Origin of the sequence: Paenibacillus phoenicis, from assembly GCF_034718895.1 — a bacterium.
Taxonomy (GTDB): Bacteria; Bacillota; Bacilli; order Paenibacillales; family Paenibacillaceae; genus Fontibacillus; species Fontibacillus phoenicis.
Map to the genome: position 1 here is coordinate 1,910,005 of NZ_JAYERP010000001.1, position 16,682 is coordinate 1,926,686.

Genomic DNA, 16,682 nt, shown 5'->3' on the forward strand with positions numbered 1-16,682 from the left:
GTAATGACTATTATTTATAAAGTTCAAATTTGCCGTCCTGAATCGTCAGCCGGGACGGCTCTGTAATAACGTCCCCATTCTCATCAAAACTGATAACGCCCGTGGCGCTGTTGTAATCTTTCAGTGTTTCCAGGTAAGACTTGATTGCTTCACGATCTGCGCCCTGCTCCTGGATCGCCTTGATAATGACCGAGGTTGCCACGTACGAGTAAGCAGCATACGTATCCGGCTTGCTGTTGTACTTGGCCTGGTACTCCTCATTAAATCGGGTCGCTTCGGCATTGTCGCCGCCCGGATAGAAGAATCCGATCAGCTTGAAGCCTTCCACAGATTCCTTGCCCAGATCAAGCAGCGCTTCAGAATACAGGCTGTCGACACCGATGAAATCAACGTCCAGGTTCAGCTTCTTCGCCTGCTGGGCGATCAGCGCCGCTTCATTATAGAAACCGCCGATAAAGATGGCGTCCGGCTGCTTCTCCTTGATCTTGGTTAGCACGGTGCTGAAGTCCTTATCGCCCGGATTGAAAGCCTCAGCAGCCACAACCTCGATGCCGTTCTCCGGCGCCGATTGCTGGTAAACATCAAGCAGCCCGAGTCCGAAGTCAGATTGTTCATAGATGAGAGCTACCTTGCCGTAGCCCAGTTCCTTCGACCAGCCGGCTAGGTAGTCGGCCTGGAACGCATCGGTCGTAATAACGCGGAAGGTATATTCCCCGGCATTCGTCACAGCAGGAGCGCTGGAAGAAGGCGATACTTGAACAATTTTGTTCTTGTTGTATATCGGTGCCGTTGCCAGCGTCGCCGAGCTGTTGAAATGGCCGACCACGCCTAGAATGCTCTTGTCGGTTACGAATTTATTGGCGACGTTCACCGCTTCGTTCGAATCTCCCTTGTCATCCTGAATTACAATTTCGATTTGCTTGCCGTCAATGCCGCCAGCCTCATTGATCTGTGCAGCCGCCAGCTCGGCGCCGTTCTTGAATGCTGTTCCATATTGGGCCTGCGTGCCTGAGATCGGTGCTGCTAGACCGATCCGGATCGTATCCCTGTTAGCTTGGGAATCGTCGCTTGCTCCACATCCGCTCAGCAGCCCTGCTGCCAAGCCGGTGATCGCAAGTGCGGATAAAAATCGTTTCATTGTAATCCCCCTTAAAGATGAATTAATCCTATGAGTTAAGTATGGCTTTATTATAATGAATCGTTTTGAAATTGCAACACAAATTTTTGTATAGTCATATAAGTTTCGATAATGTCAAATAATACAGCAGGCTGCAAATGCCCTTAGTGCCATATTGAATGATCTGGATGATTGTAGTCTCGGGCTGCTGCTCAGCCTTCTTTCCAGCCAGCTCGACAATGCTTCGCTGATCGTAACAGCCGGTTGGCTTCTGTTCGCAGGAATCGTGCTCTTCTCTGGGAGCTTGTATGCATAAGCTTGACCGGCATCCGGAAACTGGGGGCCATTACGCCGCTTGGCGGCCTCTGCTTTCTCGCGGGTTGGCTGCTGGTGGTCATACAGGCGTTCCAGGGACATGATTTCGTCCATAAACTGCTGAATATTACTTCGGATCCCGGCAACGGTATGGTAGAACACATTGTTAATCACATCGGATTTCAGCCATTTTCATAGACCTTCAACAAGGTTGAGTAAAGGTGTATGTCGATTTCGTATAGCTCAGCTCTTGACGATGCATCATTTTCGAGACACCACGAAGCGAATAGATATAACCAAATTTCAATTGATCGTCGTATCCGATTGGACTTCTGATCTAAGCTGAGTGGGTGGAGTCAGTGGTGTAACTGCTTGCTGAAGTGATGAAGATGATAAGGCCTCGCTATAATCTGAAAAGGAATTGTCCTGCCCCTGCGCCCTGATCATAAATGCGTATGTAGTTGCCGGTGCCAACCCCGTTGCCGTAAATTTGCTTTGGTCACCGGAAACGATCCCGACCAACTGGTCGTTACAATAAATCTCGTAGAATTTAATCGTTTCGGGGGTTGAGATGATCTGCCATCTAAATGAATCTCTGTGGGAGAAATTTACTATTGAATAAATATTTTGCAATTCAATTATTAAACACCAGCATTTGTAGGAAACAAAACTCGTCAAAATATATATGATTTTTCGAACATAATTCACTGCAAACCACTCGATTGGCGGAAATATATTCGATTTTTCATATAAAATCTCAAGTTTTGGGCTTCAAGGGGGCGATTCTATATGAAATTTCATATAGATTGGGCCAAATCAGCCATATTTGAGCGAATATATTCGATTTTTCATATATATTTCTGTTTCGTCGAGAGAGGTCACGCCCCCAACCGAACCCAACCCAAGAGCGAATCCCCTCTCCTTCTCAAACACAAAAGTCCCCTCAAGCCTCAGCTTGAAGGGACTTTCTATTTCTATCCTTAATCCTCAATCGTCGACAAATCGCCGGCTGGGAGGTTGAGCTCCCAGGCTTTGAGCACGCGGCGCATGATCTTGCCGGAGCGGGTCTTGGGCAGTTTGTCTTTGAACTCGATTTCGCGCGGAGCGGCGTGGGCGGACAGCCCTTCCTTGACGAATTTGACGATTTCCGCCTTCAGTTCCTCGGACGGTGTGAAGCCCTCGCGCAGCGAGATAAACGCCTTGATGATCTCTCCGCGCACCGGATCCGGCTTGCCGATAACCCCTGCTTCCGCTACAGCTGGGTGCTCAACGAGCTTGCTCTCGACCTCAAACGGACCAATCCGTTCGCCGGAGGAGTTGATCACGTCGTCGATCCGGCCCTGGAACCAGAAGTACCCGTCCTCGTCCATGTAGGCCGTATCGCCGGAAATATACCAGCCCGGGATGCGGAAATACTCCTCATACTTCGGCGCGTTGTTCCAGATGAGCCGCATCACCGACGGCCATGGGGTGCGAATCGCCAGGTTCCCCATCCGATACGGCGGCAACTCCTTCCCATTATCGTCGATAATCGCCGCCTGAATGCCCGGCACCGGTCTGCCCATAGACCCCGGTTTGATTGGCATCGACGGATAGTTGCAGATGAGCTGGCCGCCCGTTTCCGTCATCCACCAGGTGTCGTGGATGCGCCGGTTGTACACCTTCATCCCCCAGCGAACAACTTCTGGATTTAACGGCTCACCGACCGACAATACGTGACGCAGCGACGACAGATCATATTGCTTAATGATATCCTGTCCTGCACCCATCAGCATCCGGAACGCAGTAGGCGCGCTGTACCAAACGGTGACTTTGTACTTCTGAATCGTTTCGTACCAATCCGCCGGGCTGAAGCGACCGCCGCGCACGACGTTGGTCACCCCATGCAGCCACGGGGCAAAAATACCGTAAGATGTGCCGGTTACCCATCCAGGGTCCGCCGTACACCAGTAAATGTCGTCTTCTCTCAGGTCCAACACGACATTGCCGGTATGATAATGCTGAATCATTGCGTTATGCACATGGTAAACGCCTTTAGGTTTGCCGGTTGAACCTGACGTATAATGCAAAATTAAGCCATCTTCGCGGTTCACCCACTCGATTTCAGCCTCAGGGGATGCGGCTTCCATCTCCGCCTTATAATCTACAATACCGTCCCCAGCCTTCACATCGTCGCCTACAACGATGATCGTCCGCAGCGTCGGCAGCTCTTCACGCTTCACCCGCGGCAGCAACGCCGACGTCGTGACGAGCACAACCGCGCCGCTGTCCTCCAAGCGATCCTTGACCGCCGTTTCCATAAACGCCTCAAACAACGGACCAACAACCGCACCAACTTTAAGCGTGCCCAATACACTCACATAGAGCTCCGGCGTCCGCGGCATAAAGACGAAGACCCGATCCCCCTTCGTGATTCCGTATTTGCGCAGCACGTTAGCAAATCGGTTCGTCAGCCCCTGCATGTCCTCGTACGTATACGACTCCTCGCGTGTCGGATCGCTGAACAACAGCGCTACGCGCGAGCCCTTGCCCGCATCGACATGGCGGTCGATCGCCTCGTAAGCCATGTTGACTTTGCCAGTGACGTACCAGGAGAACTTCTTCTCGACATCCTCCCACTTAAAGTTCTTATACGCCTCTTCGTAGTTGCCCATATTGGACGACGGAACGCCCGATGAAATGACTTCCCCTTGCAGTTGACTCATCGTTTCATCCTCCCTTAATCTTTGGAAATCTCCAAGCAATAGATCAAAGTTTATGAAAACGGATACATAGCAACGTAAGTTGAAAGCTTTGTTCAGCGTCATGGGTGAGGGCATCCGTTTTGATCGAAAAAGCAACGACAGAACTTAAACGATTGAGGTGGTTTTCGAGGACAACGATCACATCAGCGGACTGAAAATGTGAAAATTTTATGTCGGAGAACATTATAGCACACGTTTTCGCGCACAGGCTACACTTTTCATTTTTTCTTTTTTCTGTTATAAGTGAGGGGAACGAGCAAAGGAGGCGGTTCCATGGAACATAAAAAAACGTATATCCGCCACACCCTGCCCCATCAGCAACGTGAGATTGTTGTGGAAGGACCCGTATCCCCTTCCCATCTCCAAACCTTAAAAATGCATCCCGATCTGGACGCATTCCGCAAGCCTGCAGATCAACATGCCGCGCTGGTGGAAATTGCCGGACTTCCAGAGGGACGTATCATCCTGGCCCGGGAGGATTCGACCATTGTAGGATACGTCACCTTTCACTATCCCGACGAGATGGAGAGGTGGTCCCAGGGCAATATGCCCGACCTGATCGAGCTGGGAGCCATCGAAGTGGCCGACGACTATCGGTCGCTCGGAATCGGATCGAAAATGATCCGCACGGCATTTGAAGACGAACAGATGGAGAAATACATCGTCTTTACGACCGAATATTATTGGCATTGGGATTTGAAAAACAGCGGGCTATCCGTATGGGAATACCGCAGCATGATGGAACGGCTGATGAAGACGGTCGACATGGTCTGGTATGCTACCGACGACCCGGAAATTTGCTCCCATCCGGCTAACTGCTTGATGGTGCGGATCGGTAAGGAGGTTCCTTTGTCCTCCGAGGAGCAGTTTGACCGGATTCGTTTTCAGCAGCGTTTCATGTACTGACAGTTAAAAAGGAAGGCGTGATGAATCCATGCCTGGAAGCGCTTTATTTGTCCACCATGAACAGGCGATGAACTACCGGTTTCACGACGGCCATCCTTTCCATCCGATCCGGCTGGAATTGACGATGGACTTGCTGCAGGATCTGGGCGCGCTAACGCCGCAGCAAATGCACCTGTCGCGCCCGGCAACCGACGAGGAATTGCTATGGATCCATCAGCCGGCGTACGTTGAAGCGGTTAAGCAGCTGAGCCGCCCGAATCCTGAGGCGGACTGGATCACGCGCGGCGAGCAGTTCGGGCTGTTGGACGAGGATACGCCGTATTTTCCCGGCATGCATGAAGCGGCAACCTGGGTCGTCGGAGGAACGATTACAGCCGTAGAGACCGTGCTCTCCGGCTCCACAACCCACGCCCTGCACCTCGGCGGCGGCCTGCATCACGCCCTGTCGGCTAAAGCCGCCGGCTTCTGCGTCTACAACGATGCTGCAGTGGCTATTGACTATGCCCGCCGCAAGTACGGCGCACGCGTCCTGTACGTCGATACGGACGTCCACCACGGAGACGGGGTGCAGTGGAGCTTCTATTCAGACCCCGATGTTTGCACTTATTCCATCCATGAGACGGGAAAATATTTATTCCCAGGCACCGGCTTCCTGACGGAGCGCGGCGAGCATCAAGGCTATGGCGCCTGCATGAATCTGCCGCTCCAGCCTTATACGGAAGACGCCTCCTGGATGGAATGCTTCGAGGAGTCGATCCGGCGATTAGCCGCGCATTTCCGGCCGGATGTGATCGTCAGCCTGCACGGCTGCGATGCCCATGCGCTGGACCCGCTGTCGCATATGCACTGTAGCATGGCGATCTACCGCGATATGCCGGCGATCCTGCACGAGCTGGCCCATACGTATTGCGAGGGACGCTGGGTTGCGATGGGCGGCGGCGGTTATGATTTATGGCGGGTCGTCCCGCGGGCGTGGAGCTTGCTGTGGCTGGAGATGAGCGATCATCCGTTGATCGCTTCCCTGCGCCGCAACCCGCTGCTTCCGCTGCCGCAAGCCTGGATCGACCGCTGGCAGCCGCAGACCCCGTTCCAGCTTCCTGCCGCTTGGCTTGACGACCTGTCCCATTGGGAGGGCATCCCCCGCCGGGCGGAAATTACAGCAAAAAACCGCGAGAGTCTCGCGGTCGCTTTACAGGATTATCCCTAATACTCAGGTGGGGCTGGCTGAACCCCGCCTGAGTTTTTATTTTTTCAGCTCACCCACATGCTGGACCATGTCATTGAGAATGGCAAACGAACGCTGGGCCGCCAGCGCGGTAAACTCAGCAAAATTCACATCCGCAGAGCCGTCCGCCTTGTCCGAAATGGAGCGGAGTACAATAAACGGCACCCCGTTCCGTTGGCATACCTGGGCGAGCGCCGCCCCTTCCATTTCGACGCAAGCGCCGTCCAGCTCCCCGTATAGAACCGAGCTAACAAATTCCGGATCCGCGATAAACTGGTCGCCGGACAGCACCCGTCCGACCCGATATTGATGGTCCGTGCACTGTCGGGCGCAGGCCTGATCTGCCAAGCGGATGAGCCCGGGGTCAGCCGGAAAGTCGGAGACGTCCTGGTACGGCGTAATGCCGCGCGCAAAGCCCAGCGGCCGCACGTCCATATCGTGCTGCTGGCAAGTTGAAGAGATGACGATGTCACCTACGTTCAGCTCGGGATGCACTGCTCCAGCCACCCCGGTAAACCAGATCGTATCCGCTCCAAAACGGTCGATCAGGACTTGCGTTGTGGCTGCGGCATTCACTTTGCCGACGCCGGATTTACACACCACCACGTCCTGCCCATGGAGTACGCCCTTGACGAAACGTGCCCCAGCCGCGTCAACCGCCTCCTGGTGCTCCACCTTTTCGAGCAGCAACGCAATTTCTTCATCCATGGCCCCCATCAGGCCAATCGTATTGTACATGGTTCATTACTCCCTCCGATACTCCCGTTCATCCGTGCGGACAAGTTGTATCGCCCTGTATTTCCTCAAAATGCTCAAAAAAGCTCCTTATGCAAGGAGCTTTTTGTCCGTTGTTAACCTTTTTCATATATATCTATGTGTTACATATCTCTCTAAGCCGAAACACCTATAGCAACCGAAGCCTTACAGGTGGCTAACAGACAAGCGTAAGATCGTCTCGTGCGGCAAAATCACCCGAGGGTTCTCAACCGTTTCCTTCTTCATCAGCTTCGTCAGTAAACGCATCGCTACCGCACCAAGGTCGTACATCGGCTGAGCGACCGTCGTCAGCTGAGGACGCACCATCGAAGCCATACGGATGTTATCCACGCTGATGATCGAGAAATCATCCGGCACCTTCAAGCCTTCGTCCTGAATGCTGTGGATGGCGCCAATCGCCATTTCATCCGTTGCGGCGAAGATCGCTGTCGGCCGTTTCTTCAGCCCCAGGAAATACTTCATCGCTTCCACGCCGGATTCATAACGATAGTTGCCGATCCGCACCAGATCCTCTTGGTACCGAATGCCCGCTGTTTCCAACGCACGCTTGTACCCCTGGAATCTGGCATAGCCGTTCGCCGGATCCTGCAACGTTCCGCTAATCATCGCGATTTCGCGGTGCCCATGGCGGATCAGCGTGCTAACTGCGTCAAACGCTGCGGCTTCATGATCAATATCCACGGATGGATATTGGCCGTTCTCGTCACTCGTTGCGCACAGCACAATGGGTACCGCAGACGTCTGGAACGCTTGAATATGCTCCTCCGTTACGGTTCCGCCCATGAACAGGAGCCCGTCCACTTGCTTCTCGAGCAAGGTGTTGATGACGCGAATCTCCTTCTCTTTCCGTTTGTCGGCATTACACAAAATAATGTTATAGTGATACATGTTCGCAATATCTTCGATGCCCCGAGCGATTTCTGCAAAAATCGAATTCGAAATATCGGGGATAACCACGCCTACAGTGGTGGTCTTCTTGCTGGCAAGCCCCCTGGCTACGGCATTGGGCCGGTAGCCTAACCGTTCTATCGCTTCGTAAACCTTTTTCCGGGTCTGCGGTTTCACATTCGGATTGTTATTGACAACCCGGGAAACCGTGGCCATCGAGACGCCTGCTTCACGTGCCACATCATAAATGGTAACCGTCACATTCTTCTCTCCATTGCCAATAGATTTTCACTCATTCATCCGGTAAAGATCCAGAGCTTCAATTAAATTTATGATACGACAAAATACTACTTAATGCAATGATAACGCTTCACTCAGCGCAAAATCTCTTCCAACGCCGACTTCGTGATCTTGGAATGGGACGTGTGCCAAACGGCTTGTCCATCTTTAATCAGGATCGCTTGTGGGGATTCATGCTTGACGCCAAGCCGCTCGGCTGCCTCGTTAGATACGTCTCGGTTCTCGATGACGTAAATCAGCCCGTATGTAACGTCTTCGCGCGGAGTCCCGTTTAAATAAGCCTCCGCTTCCTTATGCGCCCCGGCACTGATCGGGCAGCGGGTACTGTGCTTGAATAGCAACAACGGCTGGTTTGAGGAGCGTTCCAAAGCATCGTTCAGCTCCTGGATCGATTGTATTCTCATCCATTTGGACATGACAACTCATCCCTTTTTGTTCGAATAAGAATCTCCAGATGTTCTGTTGATATCTTAACAAAAAGAGAAATGAAAATACAACTTTTATTTACAAAATGATTTGCAAAAATCGAGTAAAATCGTCAATTAGCCTTGGAAAGTTGTCGATTCTTGACATATTTAGACAATTGGGATAGACGTTTGGAGATTTCGTTCATCCAGTCCAGATCGCCCAGGTTCTTGGCTCCGCCGTACAGATCCAGCAGCATGTTGATTCGTTCTTCGCATTGCTGCTCCAGCAGACCTTCAAAGGATTCGTTATCCGTCCCGTCCCACTGACGATAGATGCTGAAGATCAAGTCAGCCAGCTCGTTCCGCTCGGTAAAATAAATGCGGCCGCTCGGCGGCTCCTTCTTGAGCTCGGTCAGCAGGTCCGTCAAATTCGACTTCACCTCGGGAAGCACCTCGTAGAAGTCGCAGTCTTCACACTCGTAAATTGGAACGCGCTCGATTTCATAGATTCCTTCAAAAATGACCAGCCTGAAGCCCAGGTTCATCATTTTCCCGCACTGACAGTGCTTACGCACAGTACCACCTCATCTTAGTCCTCTGCATTTTTAGTTCCGATGATTTTGTTAGATATAAGTAAGCCCTTCGTATCGGAGCCTCCGCTGCCTTAGATTGCTAGAATATTCCACACCGCTCTTTGCAGCTCGTGACTTTTGACGTGCACCGATAGACGTTTTTGATAGGATATGGTTCTTATTCGACCCGTCTGCGAGAATCTCCTTCTGTTAGCAAAAGGCACTTTAAATTCCCATATTTGGAAGGCTTTCAGAAGCCGCCGGGCATAGGAATAGTCATCATTTTTGATACAATTAAAATATTGAATCGAATTTTCGTCAAGTACCATAAAAGACAGGAGGAGTTGGATTTGAGATTAATTGGCAAAAAGATCGTTGCCTTAGTAGATGAAGAGTTCGAGGATTTGGAGCTATGGTACCCTATTTACCGCGTTCGCGAAGAGGGAGCGGAGGTGCATCTGGCCGGCCCGGTGAAAGGCAAAAAATACATCGGCAAATATGGCGTCCCCGCCGTAGCGGAATTTGCCTTCGAGGAAATCGATGCCAGCGCATATGACGGGATTCTTGTCCCCGGCGGCTGGGCGCCGGACAAGCTTCGCCGCTACGACAAGGTGCTCCAGCTCGTCCGCGAGCTGCACCAAGCGAAGAAGCCGATCGGGCAAATCTGCCACGCCGGCTGGGTGCTCATCTCCGCCGGGATCTTGAAAGGCGTGACCGTAACATCCACGCCAGGCATCCGCGACGATATGCGAAACGCCGGCGCGATTTGGGTCGACGAGCCCGTCGTCGTGGACGGACACATCATCTCGGCCCGCCGCCCGCCGGACTTGCCGGCTTACGGCAAAGCGTTCGTGGATGCGGTGGCGAGTCAGCGGTAACGGTGTGTGTGAGGCAGTGAGTGAGCGGGTGCGGTGTGAGGTAGAAGCGTGTGGTGCAGTGCGGTGTGCGGTGACGGTGTACGGGAGCCACGTGCGCTAACGGTGCGCCGAAGTGGCGTGTAGATGCCGTGTGTGGAACGGCATGCGGTGCGGTGAGCGGTAGTGGCGTGCGGCAGTGATGTGCCGCTCCCCCGCCGGCACCCTACTATGGTTAAGCAGTCGGGAGCTGTGGCACCAAGCACGGAGCAGCAGCTAGTGGCGGACGGATACTATCTACACCTGCAACTAACCTTCACCTGCTTCCGCCAAGTGTAAAAGTGCAGTCTAATCCCTTCGAACTTCCCGAATTTCGAGATTCAAATGCAAAAGTGCAGTTCAGATCGGCTTAAAAGCTCGTATTAGGCCCGATTTCCTCAATATCTACTGCACTTTTGCATTTCAACTAGCCGTTCGGGGCATGTTCGACAAAAACCGCCTGCACTTTTACATCTCAGCGAGGGAAGTTAGTGCGGAGTGAGTGCGAAGCTAGTGCAAACAAGCGAATCGAGCGCGAAACGAGCACGATGCGAGCAGAGCCAACGCAAAGCGAGCGAAGCCATCGCCGAAGCGAGCGCGAAGCATTGCAGCGCAACCGCACGCCAAGGCGCAGCATAAACAAAACAAGGCCGTCCCTGGTGTCGATCCTGACCCGAAGGGACGGCCTGTATTGTTTATTTGCCCAAACGCTCTTGCTCCAGCTCGTGCGCGTAGCGGACCAGCTCGGCTTCGACCTGATCGCTGGTCGGTAAGCGGTAGCAGGCTGCGCCCACTTCTTTGCTCTCCCGCGAATCGGAGTTCAAGATGCGGTGCTTCACCCGCAGCAGCGCCTGCGGCGACATGCTTAGATCGGTGACGCCAAGGTACAACCATAACGGCACCGCTTTCTCGTCCCCGGCCATTTCGCCGCAGACGCTCACGGTGATCCCGGCATCCTTGGCCGCTTGCACCGTTTGACGCAGCAGTCGCAAGACGGCCGGATGGAACGGATGATACATGTGGGCGATCTGCTCGTTCATCCGGTCAACGGCGAGCACGTACTGTACCAGATCGTTGGTGCCGATACTGAAGAAGTCCACCTCTTGGGCCAGCAGATCGGCAATCGCCGCCGCGGCCGGAATTTCAATCATAATGCCGACCTGAATATCGGGGTCGTAGGCGATTCCTCGCCGGGTTAAATTCTGCTTGGCTTCCTCCAGGATCGCATTCGCCTTGCGGATTTCCTCCAGCGAGGAGATCATCGGATACAGGATTTTCATTTTGCCGTAAGCGCTGGCGCGCAAAATAGCGGCAAGTTGAGTTTGAAACAGCTCGCGGCTATCCAAACTGATGCGGATTCCGCGATAACCCAGCACCGGGTTCTCCTCTTCCTGCAGCTCGAAATATTCCAGCTGCTTGTCGCCGCCGATGTCGAGCGTCCGGATGACGACCGGATGCGGACCTGCCTTCTCCGCGACCTGCCGGTACACTTCAAATTGCTCATCTTCCCCAGGGAAAGTGGACCGGTCCATATATAAAAATTCCGTGCGGAACAAGCCAACGCCTTCCGCGCCGTGCTTTAAAGCCAGCTCCAAGTCCTTCACGGAGCTGATATTACCGGCGAGCCGCATGCGTACGCCGTCCTTGGTCACCGCTTCCACTGCAGCCAGCAGCTGCAGCTGTTCTTTGCGGCGGCGCTGCTTCTCCGCCAGCTCCGTATACCGGGCGATGATCTCCGGCTCTGGATTCAGATATACGCATCCTTCGTCGCCGTCGATCACCAGCAGATCGCCCGTTTGTAACGGCTCGGTCAGCTTGTTCTCCAGCCCCGACACAAGCGGAATGCCAAGGGCCCGCGCCATGATCGCCGAGTGCGACGTTTTCCCGCCGGCCATCGTGACCATACCCAAGACGTTGTCCGGGTTCAAATGGACCAATTGGGAGGGGGAAAGCTCCTTCGCCACCAAAATATACGGCTGCGTATCCGCCGGCAAGGTGATGTCCGGCGTCCCCAGCAGATGCTTCAGCAGGCGATTGCCGACATCCTTGATGTCGAGCGCCCGTTCTTTCATATATTCGTCATCCAGCAGGTCAAACATCGTGACAAAATGATCGATCGCTTCCTTGACGGCGACCTCCGCCGCCTTGTATTGGCGTTCGATAATCCCCTGGATCTCGCTCATAAATACGGGATCCTCCAGGATCGCCAGATGGGCATCAAAGATACCGGATTCCTCCGCACCCACCGTCTCCTTAATCTCGTTCTTCATCACTTCGATTTCGGTTTTGGACGTGCGAATACCTTCGTACAACCGCTCGAATTCCTTGGCGAGATCCACCTTCTCCATTCGGCGATCCGGTACGTCCCATTCCCAGGCGGGCAGCACAAAAGCTTTGCCGATGGCGACTCCCCCTGCTGCTCCGATCCCCTGTATCATGTAGTGACCCCCTAGTCCTGCTTGTAAGTTCCTAACCCAAGGCACTGTTCATTCTTGAACTTTCTCTATAGGATGCCCTCTATCTATTTCATTATGGTAATCCTAGCCCCTTAAATTTGTCAAAGAAAAAACGCGCAGCCCAAAAAGGGCCCTCCGAACTCGGACGGGTCCTCTTGGATAGGCTTAGCTTAACTGCGTTTTCCGATCAGAATGCTATCTTCGACCTTGATGCAGCGGTCCATAATGACGGTCAGTCCGCCTTTCGAGGCGATCTCATAAGCTTCTTCGCTGAAGATCCCCAGCTGCAGCCAAAGTACGCGGGCCCCGATCTTCACTGCTTCCTCCGCGACCGGCGGCGTCTGCTCACTGCGGCGGAATACGTTGACAATATCAACCGGCTCCGGGATATCCGACAAGCTCGGGTATACCTTCTCCCCCAGAATTTCACCGCTGACCATCGGATTCACCGGGATAATGCGGTAACCATTCTGCTGTAATGCTTGAGCAACCATATACGAAGTCCGGTCAGGTTTGTCTGACAGACCCACGACGGCAATGTTACCGGCGTTTAACAGAATCTCCTTGATTTCCTCACGGCTTGGATTCGCAAATGCCATTTTGGCCATCCTCCTTTGTCGGCGCCGGCCCAGCCAGCGCCTTGCCTCTTAGTTCAAGTTTATTCTACCCGTTCGATAGATGCACCAAGCGAAGTGATGTGATCAAAAAATTGCGGATACGATTTCGCCACATGATGCGCATCCTTAATCACCAGCGGCTCCCGGCAGCGAAGGCCTACGACGGTCAACGCCATGATGACGCGATGGTCATAATGCGCATTGATTGTCACGCCGCCTTCGAGGCCTGACGGACGCCCGTGTACGATGATTTCCGACTGGCGTTCTTCGACGTTCGCGCCGGCTTTTTTCAACTCGGTCAAAAAGTCGGTGATCCGGTCGCATTCCTTGTAGCGTAAATTTTCCACGTTATAGAAACGGGACGTCCCATCGGCGAACACCGCAGCCGCTACCATCGCCAGCACAGCGTCGGTTGCCGCGTCGCCGTCAAATTCCACCGGCCGCAGACGGCCATTCCCTTGAACGTGCACCGTACCGTCCTGATGCGTCAGCGGCACGTCCATCATCTGCAGCACGTCCACCACGGCACGCTCGCCCTGCTTGCTGTGCTCCGCCAGCCGGTGAACCTTCACGTCCGACTTCGTCACGGCTGCCGCAGCCAAAATCGCCGCCGAGCCGGGATAGTCGCCCTGCACGGTATACGTCTTCGCCTGATAGCTTTGCCGTCCTGGCACGCGGAAATGCATATAATCGTCGCTGGCATGGATCACGATCCCGGCTTGCTCCAGCACTTCCAGCGTTTGCCCTACAACGACCTTCGATTTCAGATCGTTGAGCACCTCGATTTCGCTGTCTTCATCAAGCAGCGGCGTCAGGAACAGCAAAGCGCTCAGGTACTGCGAGCTGACCGATCCGGATACGCGGATCTTCCCGCCCTTTGGCGCGCCGCCGCGAATGGTAATCGGCAATTTCCCTTCGTTATGGCTAACTTCCACTCCAAGCTGCCCCAAGGCGTCGATCAGGTCATCATGCGGCCGTTTGCCCAGCGAATCCGGATACGTGTTCACGAACGTCACCTCCGGGCAGAGCGACGCGATTGCCATCAGGAAACGGAGTACCGCCCCGGCATTCCCAACGTTCAGCTCCTTGACGTCCTTCGGCCGCCGTCCAAAGCCGGTGATGACGATCTTCTCCTCGTCCTCTTCCAGCACCGCGCCCAAATCGGCGATGCAGCGTCGCATGGCGTCGCTGTCCTCGCTGTGCGCCGGGTAATAAACCGTGCTTGTCCCTTCCGCCAAAGCCGCAACCAGCAGGTAACGGGTTGTATAGTTTTTGGAGGATAATGCTCCGATTTCGCCCTTTAACTCCGGCGTAGGCCTAACGATAACGTCCATAGTGTTCACATTCCCCTTTGTTGTGATTAATCAAGAACCGCGGTAATGCGTTAAAATTTCAGCCGCCACTTGCTCCGCGCTTTTCCCCGAAGTGTCTACGGTCAGATGGGCAAAAGCATAAGCATCCTTCCGTTCCTCCAGCAGCGCGGTGATCCGCTCCTTCGCGCCTCCGGCCAAGAGTGGCCGGCCCGGATCCTCCCCGACCCGCACGAGAATCTCGTCGGCCGTCGCTTGAAGCGCCACCACCAGACCGCCGTCCCGCATCGCCAGGCGATTCTCCTCGCGCAGTACCGCACCGCCGCCGGTGGCCAGCACAATCCCTTGCTCCTGCAGCGTTCTCCGCAGCGCCGCGGACTCAAGATCACGGAAATAAGCTTCTCCTTCGGCCGCAAAAATATCCGGAATCGACCGCCCGGCCTCCATGGCAATCCGCTGATCGAGATCAACGAGCTTTAAGCCGGTTTCGGCGGCCAGCAGGGAGCCGACGGTTGTCTTCCCCGTTCCCATCATGCCGATGAGCACGATGTTATAATGCAACATTTTATCACCTGCTTGCTCTCCATAGATCCTAAAGGCACTCGCTCAGAGTAAACTTTTTCATATCATAACACAGGCTGTCCTATTTTCACCATGAAAAAAGAAGCCGGAAGGAACGCTTTCGTCCCTCCGGCCTCGGGTTGAACCTAACCTGTAGTTTAGAACCATTGATGGTGGAAGACGCCTTCCTTGTCCACGCGTTTGAACGTGTGCGCGCCGAAGTAATCGCGTTGCGCTTGCAGCAGGTTCGCCGGCAGGCGTTCCGTACGGTAGCTGTCATAGTAGGACAGCGCGCTGGCAAAGCCAGGAACCGGAATTCCGTACGCCACGGCGGTGGAAACCACGTTGCGCCATGCGTCCTGATAGCTTTCCACGATATTTTTGAAGTAAGGGTCGAGCAGCAGGTTCTTCAGCGCCGGGTCACGGTCATACGCTTCCTTGATGTTATGCAGGAACTGGGAGCGAATGATGCAGCCGCCGCGGAAGATCATTGCGATGTTGCCATATTTCAAATCCCAGCCGTATTCTTCGGAAGCGGCGCGCATTTGCGCAAACCCTTGGGCATACGAAACGATCTTCGAAGCGAACAGCGCTTTGCGCACGTTCTCGATAAATTCCTTCTTGTCGCCGCTGAACGCCGGTTTCGCTGGTCCGCTCAGGATTTTGCTGGCGGCTACGCGCTCTTCTTTCATCGCCGAGAGGAAACGGGAGAATACCGATTCGGTGATCATCGAGAGCGGTACGCCAAGGTCGAGGGCGCTTTGGCTTGTCCATTTTCCAGTACCTTTTTGACCGGCAGCATCCAGAATCACGTCGACCATCGGTTTGCCGGTTTCTTCATCGTATTGAGAGAAGATGTCGGCGGTAATTTCGATCAGATAGCTGTCCAGCTCGCCTTTGTTCCATTCGCTGAAAATTTCGTGCAGTTCCTTGGCATCCACGCCCAGCACGTCTTTCAACAGATGATAAGCTTCGCAGATCAGCTGCATATCGCCGTATTCAATGCCGTTATGCACCATTTTTACGTAATGGCCGGCTCCGTCCGGACCAATATATGTACAGCAAGGATAGCCGTTTACTTTTGCGGAAATCGCCGTCAAAATCGGTTCAACCAGCTTATAAGCGGATTCTTGTCCACCCGGCATGATCGCAGGCCCTTTCAAAGCGCCTTCTTCACCGCCGGATACCCCGGTGCCGATGAAGCGGAATCCTTTGGCTTCCAGCTCTTTGCTGCGGCGTTGCGTATCTGGGAAGTGCGCATTGCCCCCGTCGATGATGATGTCGCCTTGATCCAGGTAAGGCAGCAGCTGTTCAATCGTAGCATCGGTCGCCGGACCAGCTTGTACCATAATTAAAATTTTACGCGGCGATTCCAACGAGTTCACGAACTCTTCAACGGAAAACGTGCCGACGAGGTTTTTCCCCTTGCCCTCGTTGTTAAGCAGGTCATGCGTCTTCTCAGGGGAACGGTTATATACGGACACAGTAAAGCCCCGGCTTTCAATATTCAGGGCCAAGTTCTTGCCCATGACGGCCAAGCCGATGACGCCGATTTGTTGTTTTGACATGGTCTCCATCCTTTGCACACTATTTT

General features: G+C 53.8%; 15 protein-coding genes and 2 pseudogenes. 5 read left to right on the forward strand and 12 right to left on the reverse strand.

Going from position 1 to position 16,682, the window contains the following annotated elements; genetic code table 11:
* Positions 1 to 10: 10 nt before the first annotated feature.
* The gene (locus U9M73_RS09030; protein WP_323076909.1) at positions 11 to 1,138 is read right to left on the reverse strand and encodes an ABC transporter substrate-binding protein; all 1,128 of its coding nucleotides are present in this window, start codon (positions 1,136 to 1,138) and stop codon (positions 11 to 13) included.
* 184 nt (positions 1,139 to 1,322) lie between these two features.
* On the opposite strand from U9M73_RS09030, the pseudogene U9M73_RS09035 reads away from it, so the two are divergent.
* A pseudogene (locus U9M73_RS09035) lies at positions 1,323 to 1,516 on the forward strand (DUF423 domain-containing protein); the annotation flags it as partial.
* A gap of 18 nt (positions 1,517 to 1,534) precedes the next feature.
* Here the strand turns inward: U9M73_RS09035 and U9M73_RS09040 are convergent.
* Together U9M73_RS09040 and acsA are read right to left on the reverse strand one after the other, a co-directional pair.
* Positions 1,535 to 1,660: pseudogene (locus U9M73_RS09040) on the reverse strand (IS630 family transposase); the annotation flags it as partial.
* A 752-nt stretch (positions 1,661 to 2,412) separates the two neighbouring features.
* A complete protein-coding gene (gene acsA / locus U9M73_RS09045; RefSeq protein ID WP_028539931.1) occupies positions 2,413 to 4,137 on the reverse strand; it encodes an acetate--CoA ligase in 1,725 nt (574 codons plus the stop codon).
* Between the two features lie 312 nt (positions 4,138 to 4,449).
* On the opposite strand from acsA, the gene U9M73_RS09050 reads away from it, so the two are divergent.
* Both U9M73_RS09050 and U9M73_RS09055 read left to right on the forward strand, forming a co-directional pair.
* Positions 4,450 to 5,082, forward strand: a complete 633-nt coding sequence (locus U9M73_RS09050; protein WP_009225207.1) for a GNAT family N-acetyltransferase — start codon at positions 4,450 to 4,452, stop codon at positions 5,080 to 5,082.
* A 28-nt stretch (positions 5,083 to 5,110) separates the two neighbouring features.
* Positions 5,111 to 6,289 carry an acetoin utilization protein AcuC gene (locus U9M73_RS09055; protein ID WP_028539932.1) on the forward strand — a complete coding sequence of 393 codons (1,179 nt, stop codon included), beginning with the start codon at positions 5,111 to 5,113 and terminating at the stop codon, positions 6,287 to 6,289.
* A gap of 36 nt (positions 6,290 to 6,325) precedes the next feature.
* Here U9M73_RS09055 and U9M73_RS09060 read toward each other — a convergent pair whose 3' ends face one another.
* The 4 genes from U9M73_RS09060 to U9M73_RS09075 form a co-directional block, all read right to left on the reverse strand.
* On the reverse strand, positions 6,326 to 7,045 hold the full coding sequence (locus U9M73_RS09060) for a 5'-methylthioadenosine/adenosylhomocysteine nucleosidase (RefSeq protein WP_009225205.1): 720 nt from the start codon (positions 7,043 to 7,045) through the stop codon (positions 6,326 to 6,328).
* 183 nt (positions 7,046 to 7,228) lie between these two features.
* Positions 7,229 to 8,233, reverse strand: coding sequence for a catabolite control protein A (ccpA, locus tag U9M73_RS09065; protein ID WP_009225204.1), 1,005 nt, complete (start codon positions 8,231 to 8,233; stop codon positions 7,229 to 7,231).
* A gap of 113 nt (positions 8,234 to 8,346) precedes the next feature.
* Entirely contained in the window at positions 8,347 to 8,688 is a 342-nt protein-coding gene (ytxJ, locus tag U9M73_RS09070) for a bacillithiol system redox-active protein YtxJ (RefSeq protein WP_009225203.1), read from the reverse strand.
* Positions 8,689 to 8,810: 122 nt separating this feature from the next.
* Complete coding sequence (locus tag U9M73_RS09075) at positions 8,811 to 9,254, reverse strand: hypothetical protein (protein WP_009225202.1); 444 nt, start codon at positions 9,252 to 9,254, stop codon at positions 8,811 to 8,813.
* 347 nt (positions 9,255 to 9,601) lie between these two features.
* Between U9M73_RS09075 and U9M73_RS09080 the strand changes: the two genes are divergently transcribed.
* Entirely contained in the window at positions 9,602 to 10,129 is a 528-nt protein-coding gene (locus U9M73_RS09080; RefSeq protein WP_323076912.1) for a type 1 glutamine amidotransferase domain-containing protein, read from the forward strand.
* 513 nt (positions 10,130 to 10,642) lie between these two features.
* Positions 10,643 to 10,783, forward strand: coding sequence for a hypothetical protein (locus U9M73_RS09085; protein ID WP_157273436.1), 141 nt, complete (start codon positions 10,643 to 10,645; stop codon positions 10,781 to 10,783).
* A gap of 56 nt (positions 10,784 to 10,839) precedes the next feature.
* Here the strand turns inward: U9M73_RS09085 and ptsP are convergent, their stop codons facing one another.
* The 5 genes from ptsP to gndA form a co-directional block, all read right to left on the reverse strand.
* Positions 10,840 to 12,582, reverse strand: coding sequence for a phosphoenolpyruvate--protein phosphotransferase (ptsP, locus tag U9M73_RS09090; protein WP_323076913.1), 1,743 nt, complete (start codon positions 12,580 to 12,582; stop codon positions 10,840 to 10,842).
* Positions 12,583 to 12,770: 188 nt separating this feature from the next.
* Complete coding sequence (locus U9M73_RS09095) at positions 12,771 to 13,199, reverse strand: CoA-binding protein (RefSeq protein ID WP_009225199.1); 429 nt, start codon at positions 13,197 to 13,199, stop codon at positions 12,771 to 12,773.
* Between the two features lie 59 nt (positions 13,200 to 13,258).
* Entirely contained in the window at positions 13,259 to 14,551 is a 1,293-nt protein-coding gene (aroA, locus tag U9M73_RS09100; protein WP_009225198.1) for a 3-phosphoshikimate 1-carboxyvinyltransferase, read from the reverse strand.
* A gap of 30 nt (positions 14,552 to 14,581) precedes the next feature.
* On the reverse strand, positions 14,582 to 15,091 hold the full coding sequence (locus U9M73_RS09105) for a shikimate kinase (RefSeq protein WP_323076915.1): 510 nt from the start codon (positions 15,089 to 15,091) through the stop codon (positions 14,582 to 14,584).
* A gap of 155 nt (positions 15,092 to 15,246) precedes the next feature.
* Positions 15,247 to 16,656, reverse strand: a complete 1,410-nt coding sequence (gndA, locus tag U9M73_RS09110; protein WP_323076917.1) for an NADP-dependent phosphogluconate dehydrogenase — start codon at positions 16,654 to 16,656, stop codon at positions 15,247 to 15,249.
* Positions 16,657 to 16,682: the final 26 nt, after the last annotated feature.

Coding starts and splice junctions, on each gene's coding strand:
- U9M73_RS09105 (WP_323076915.1), bottom strand. CDS start 15,091: ATGTTGCATTATAACATCGTGCTCATCGGCATGATGGGAACGGGGAAG.
- aroA (WP_009225198.1), bottom strand. CDS start 14,551: ATGGACGTTATCGTTAGGCCTACGCCGGAGTTAAAGGGCGAAATCGGA.
- ptsP (WP_323076913.1), bottom strand. CDS start 12,582: ATGATACAGGGGATCGGAGCAGCAGGGGGAGTCGCCATCGGCAAAGCT.
- U9M73_RS09095 (WP_009225199.1), bottom strand. CDS start 13,199: ATGGCATTTGCGAATCCAAGCCGTGAGGAAATCAAGGAGATTCTGTTA.
- U9M73_RS09055 (WP_028539932.1), top strand. CDS start 5,111: ATGCCTGGAAGCGCTTTATTTGTCCACCATGAACAGGCGATGAACTAC.
- gndA (WP_323076917.1), bottom strand. CDS start 16,656: ATGTCAAAACAACAAATCGGCGTCATCGGCTTGGCCGTCATGGGCAAG.
- ytxJ (WP_009225203.1), bottom strand. CDS start 8,688: ATGTCCAAATGGATGAGAATACAATCGATCCAGGAGCTGAACGATGCT.
- acsA (WP_028539931.1), bottom strand. CDS start 4,137: ATGAGTCAACTGCAAGGGGAAGTCATTTCATCGGGCGTTCCGTCGTCC.
- U9M73_RS09060 (WP_009225205.1), bottom strand. CDS start 7,045: ATGTACAATACGATTGGCCTGATGGGGGCCATGGATGAAGAAATTGCG.
- U9M73_RS09050 (WP_009225207.1), top strand. CDS start 4,450: ATGGAACATAAAAAAACGTATATCCGCCACACCCTGCCCCATCAGCAA.
- U9M73_RS09030 (WP_323076909.1), bottom strand. CDS start 1,138: ATGAAACGATTTTTATCCGCACTTGCGATCACCGGCTTGGCAGCAGGG.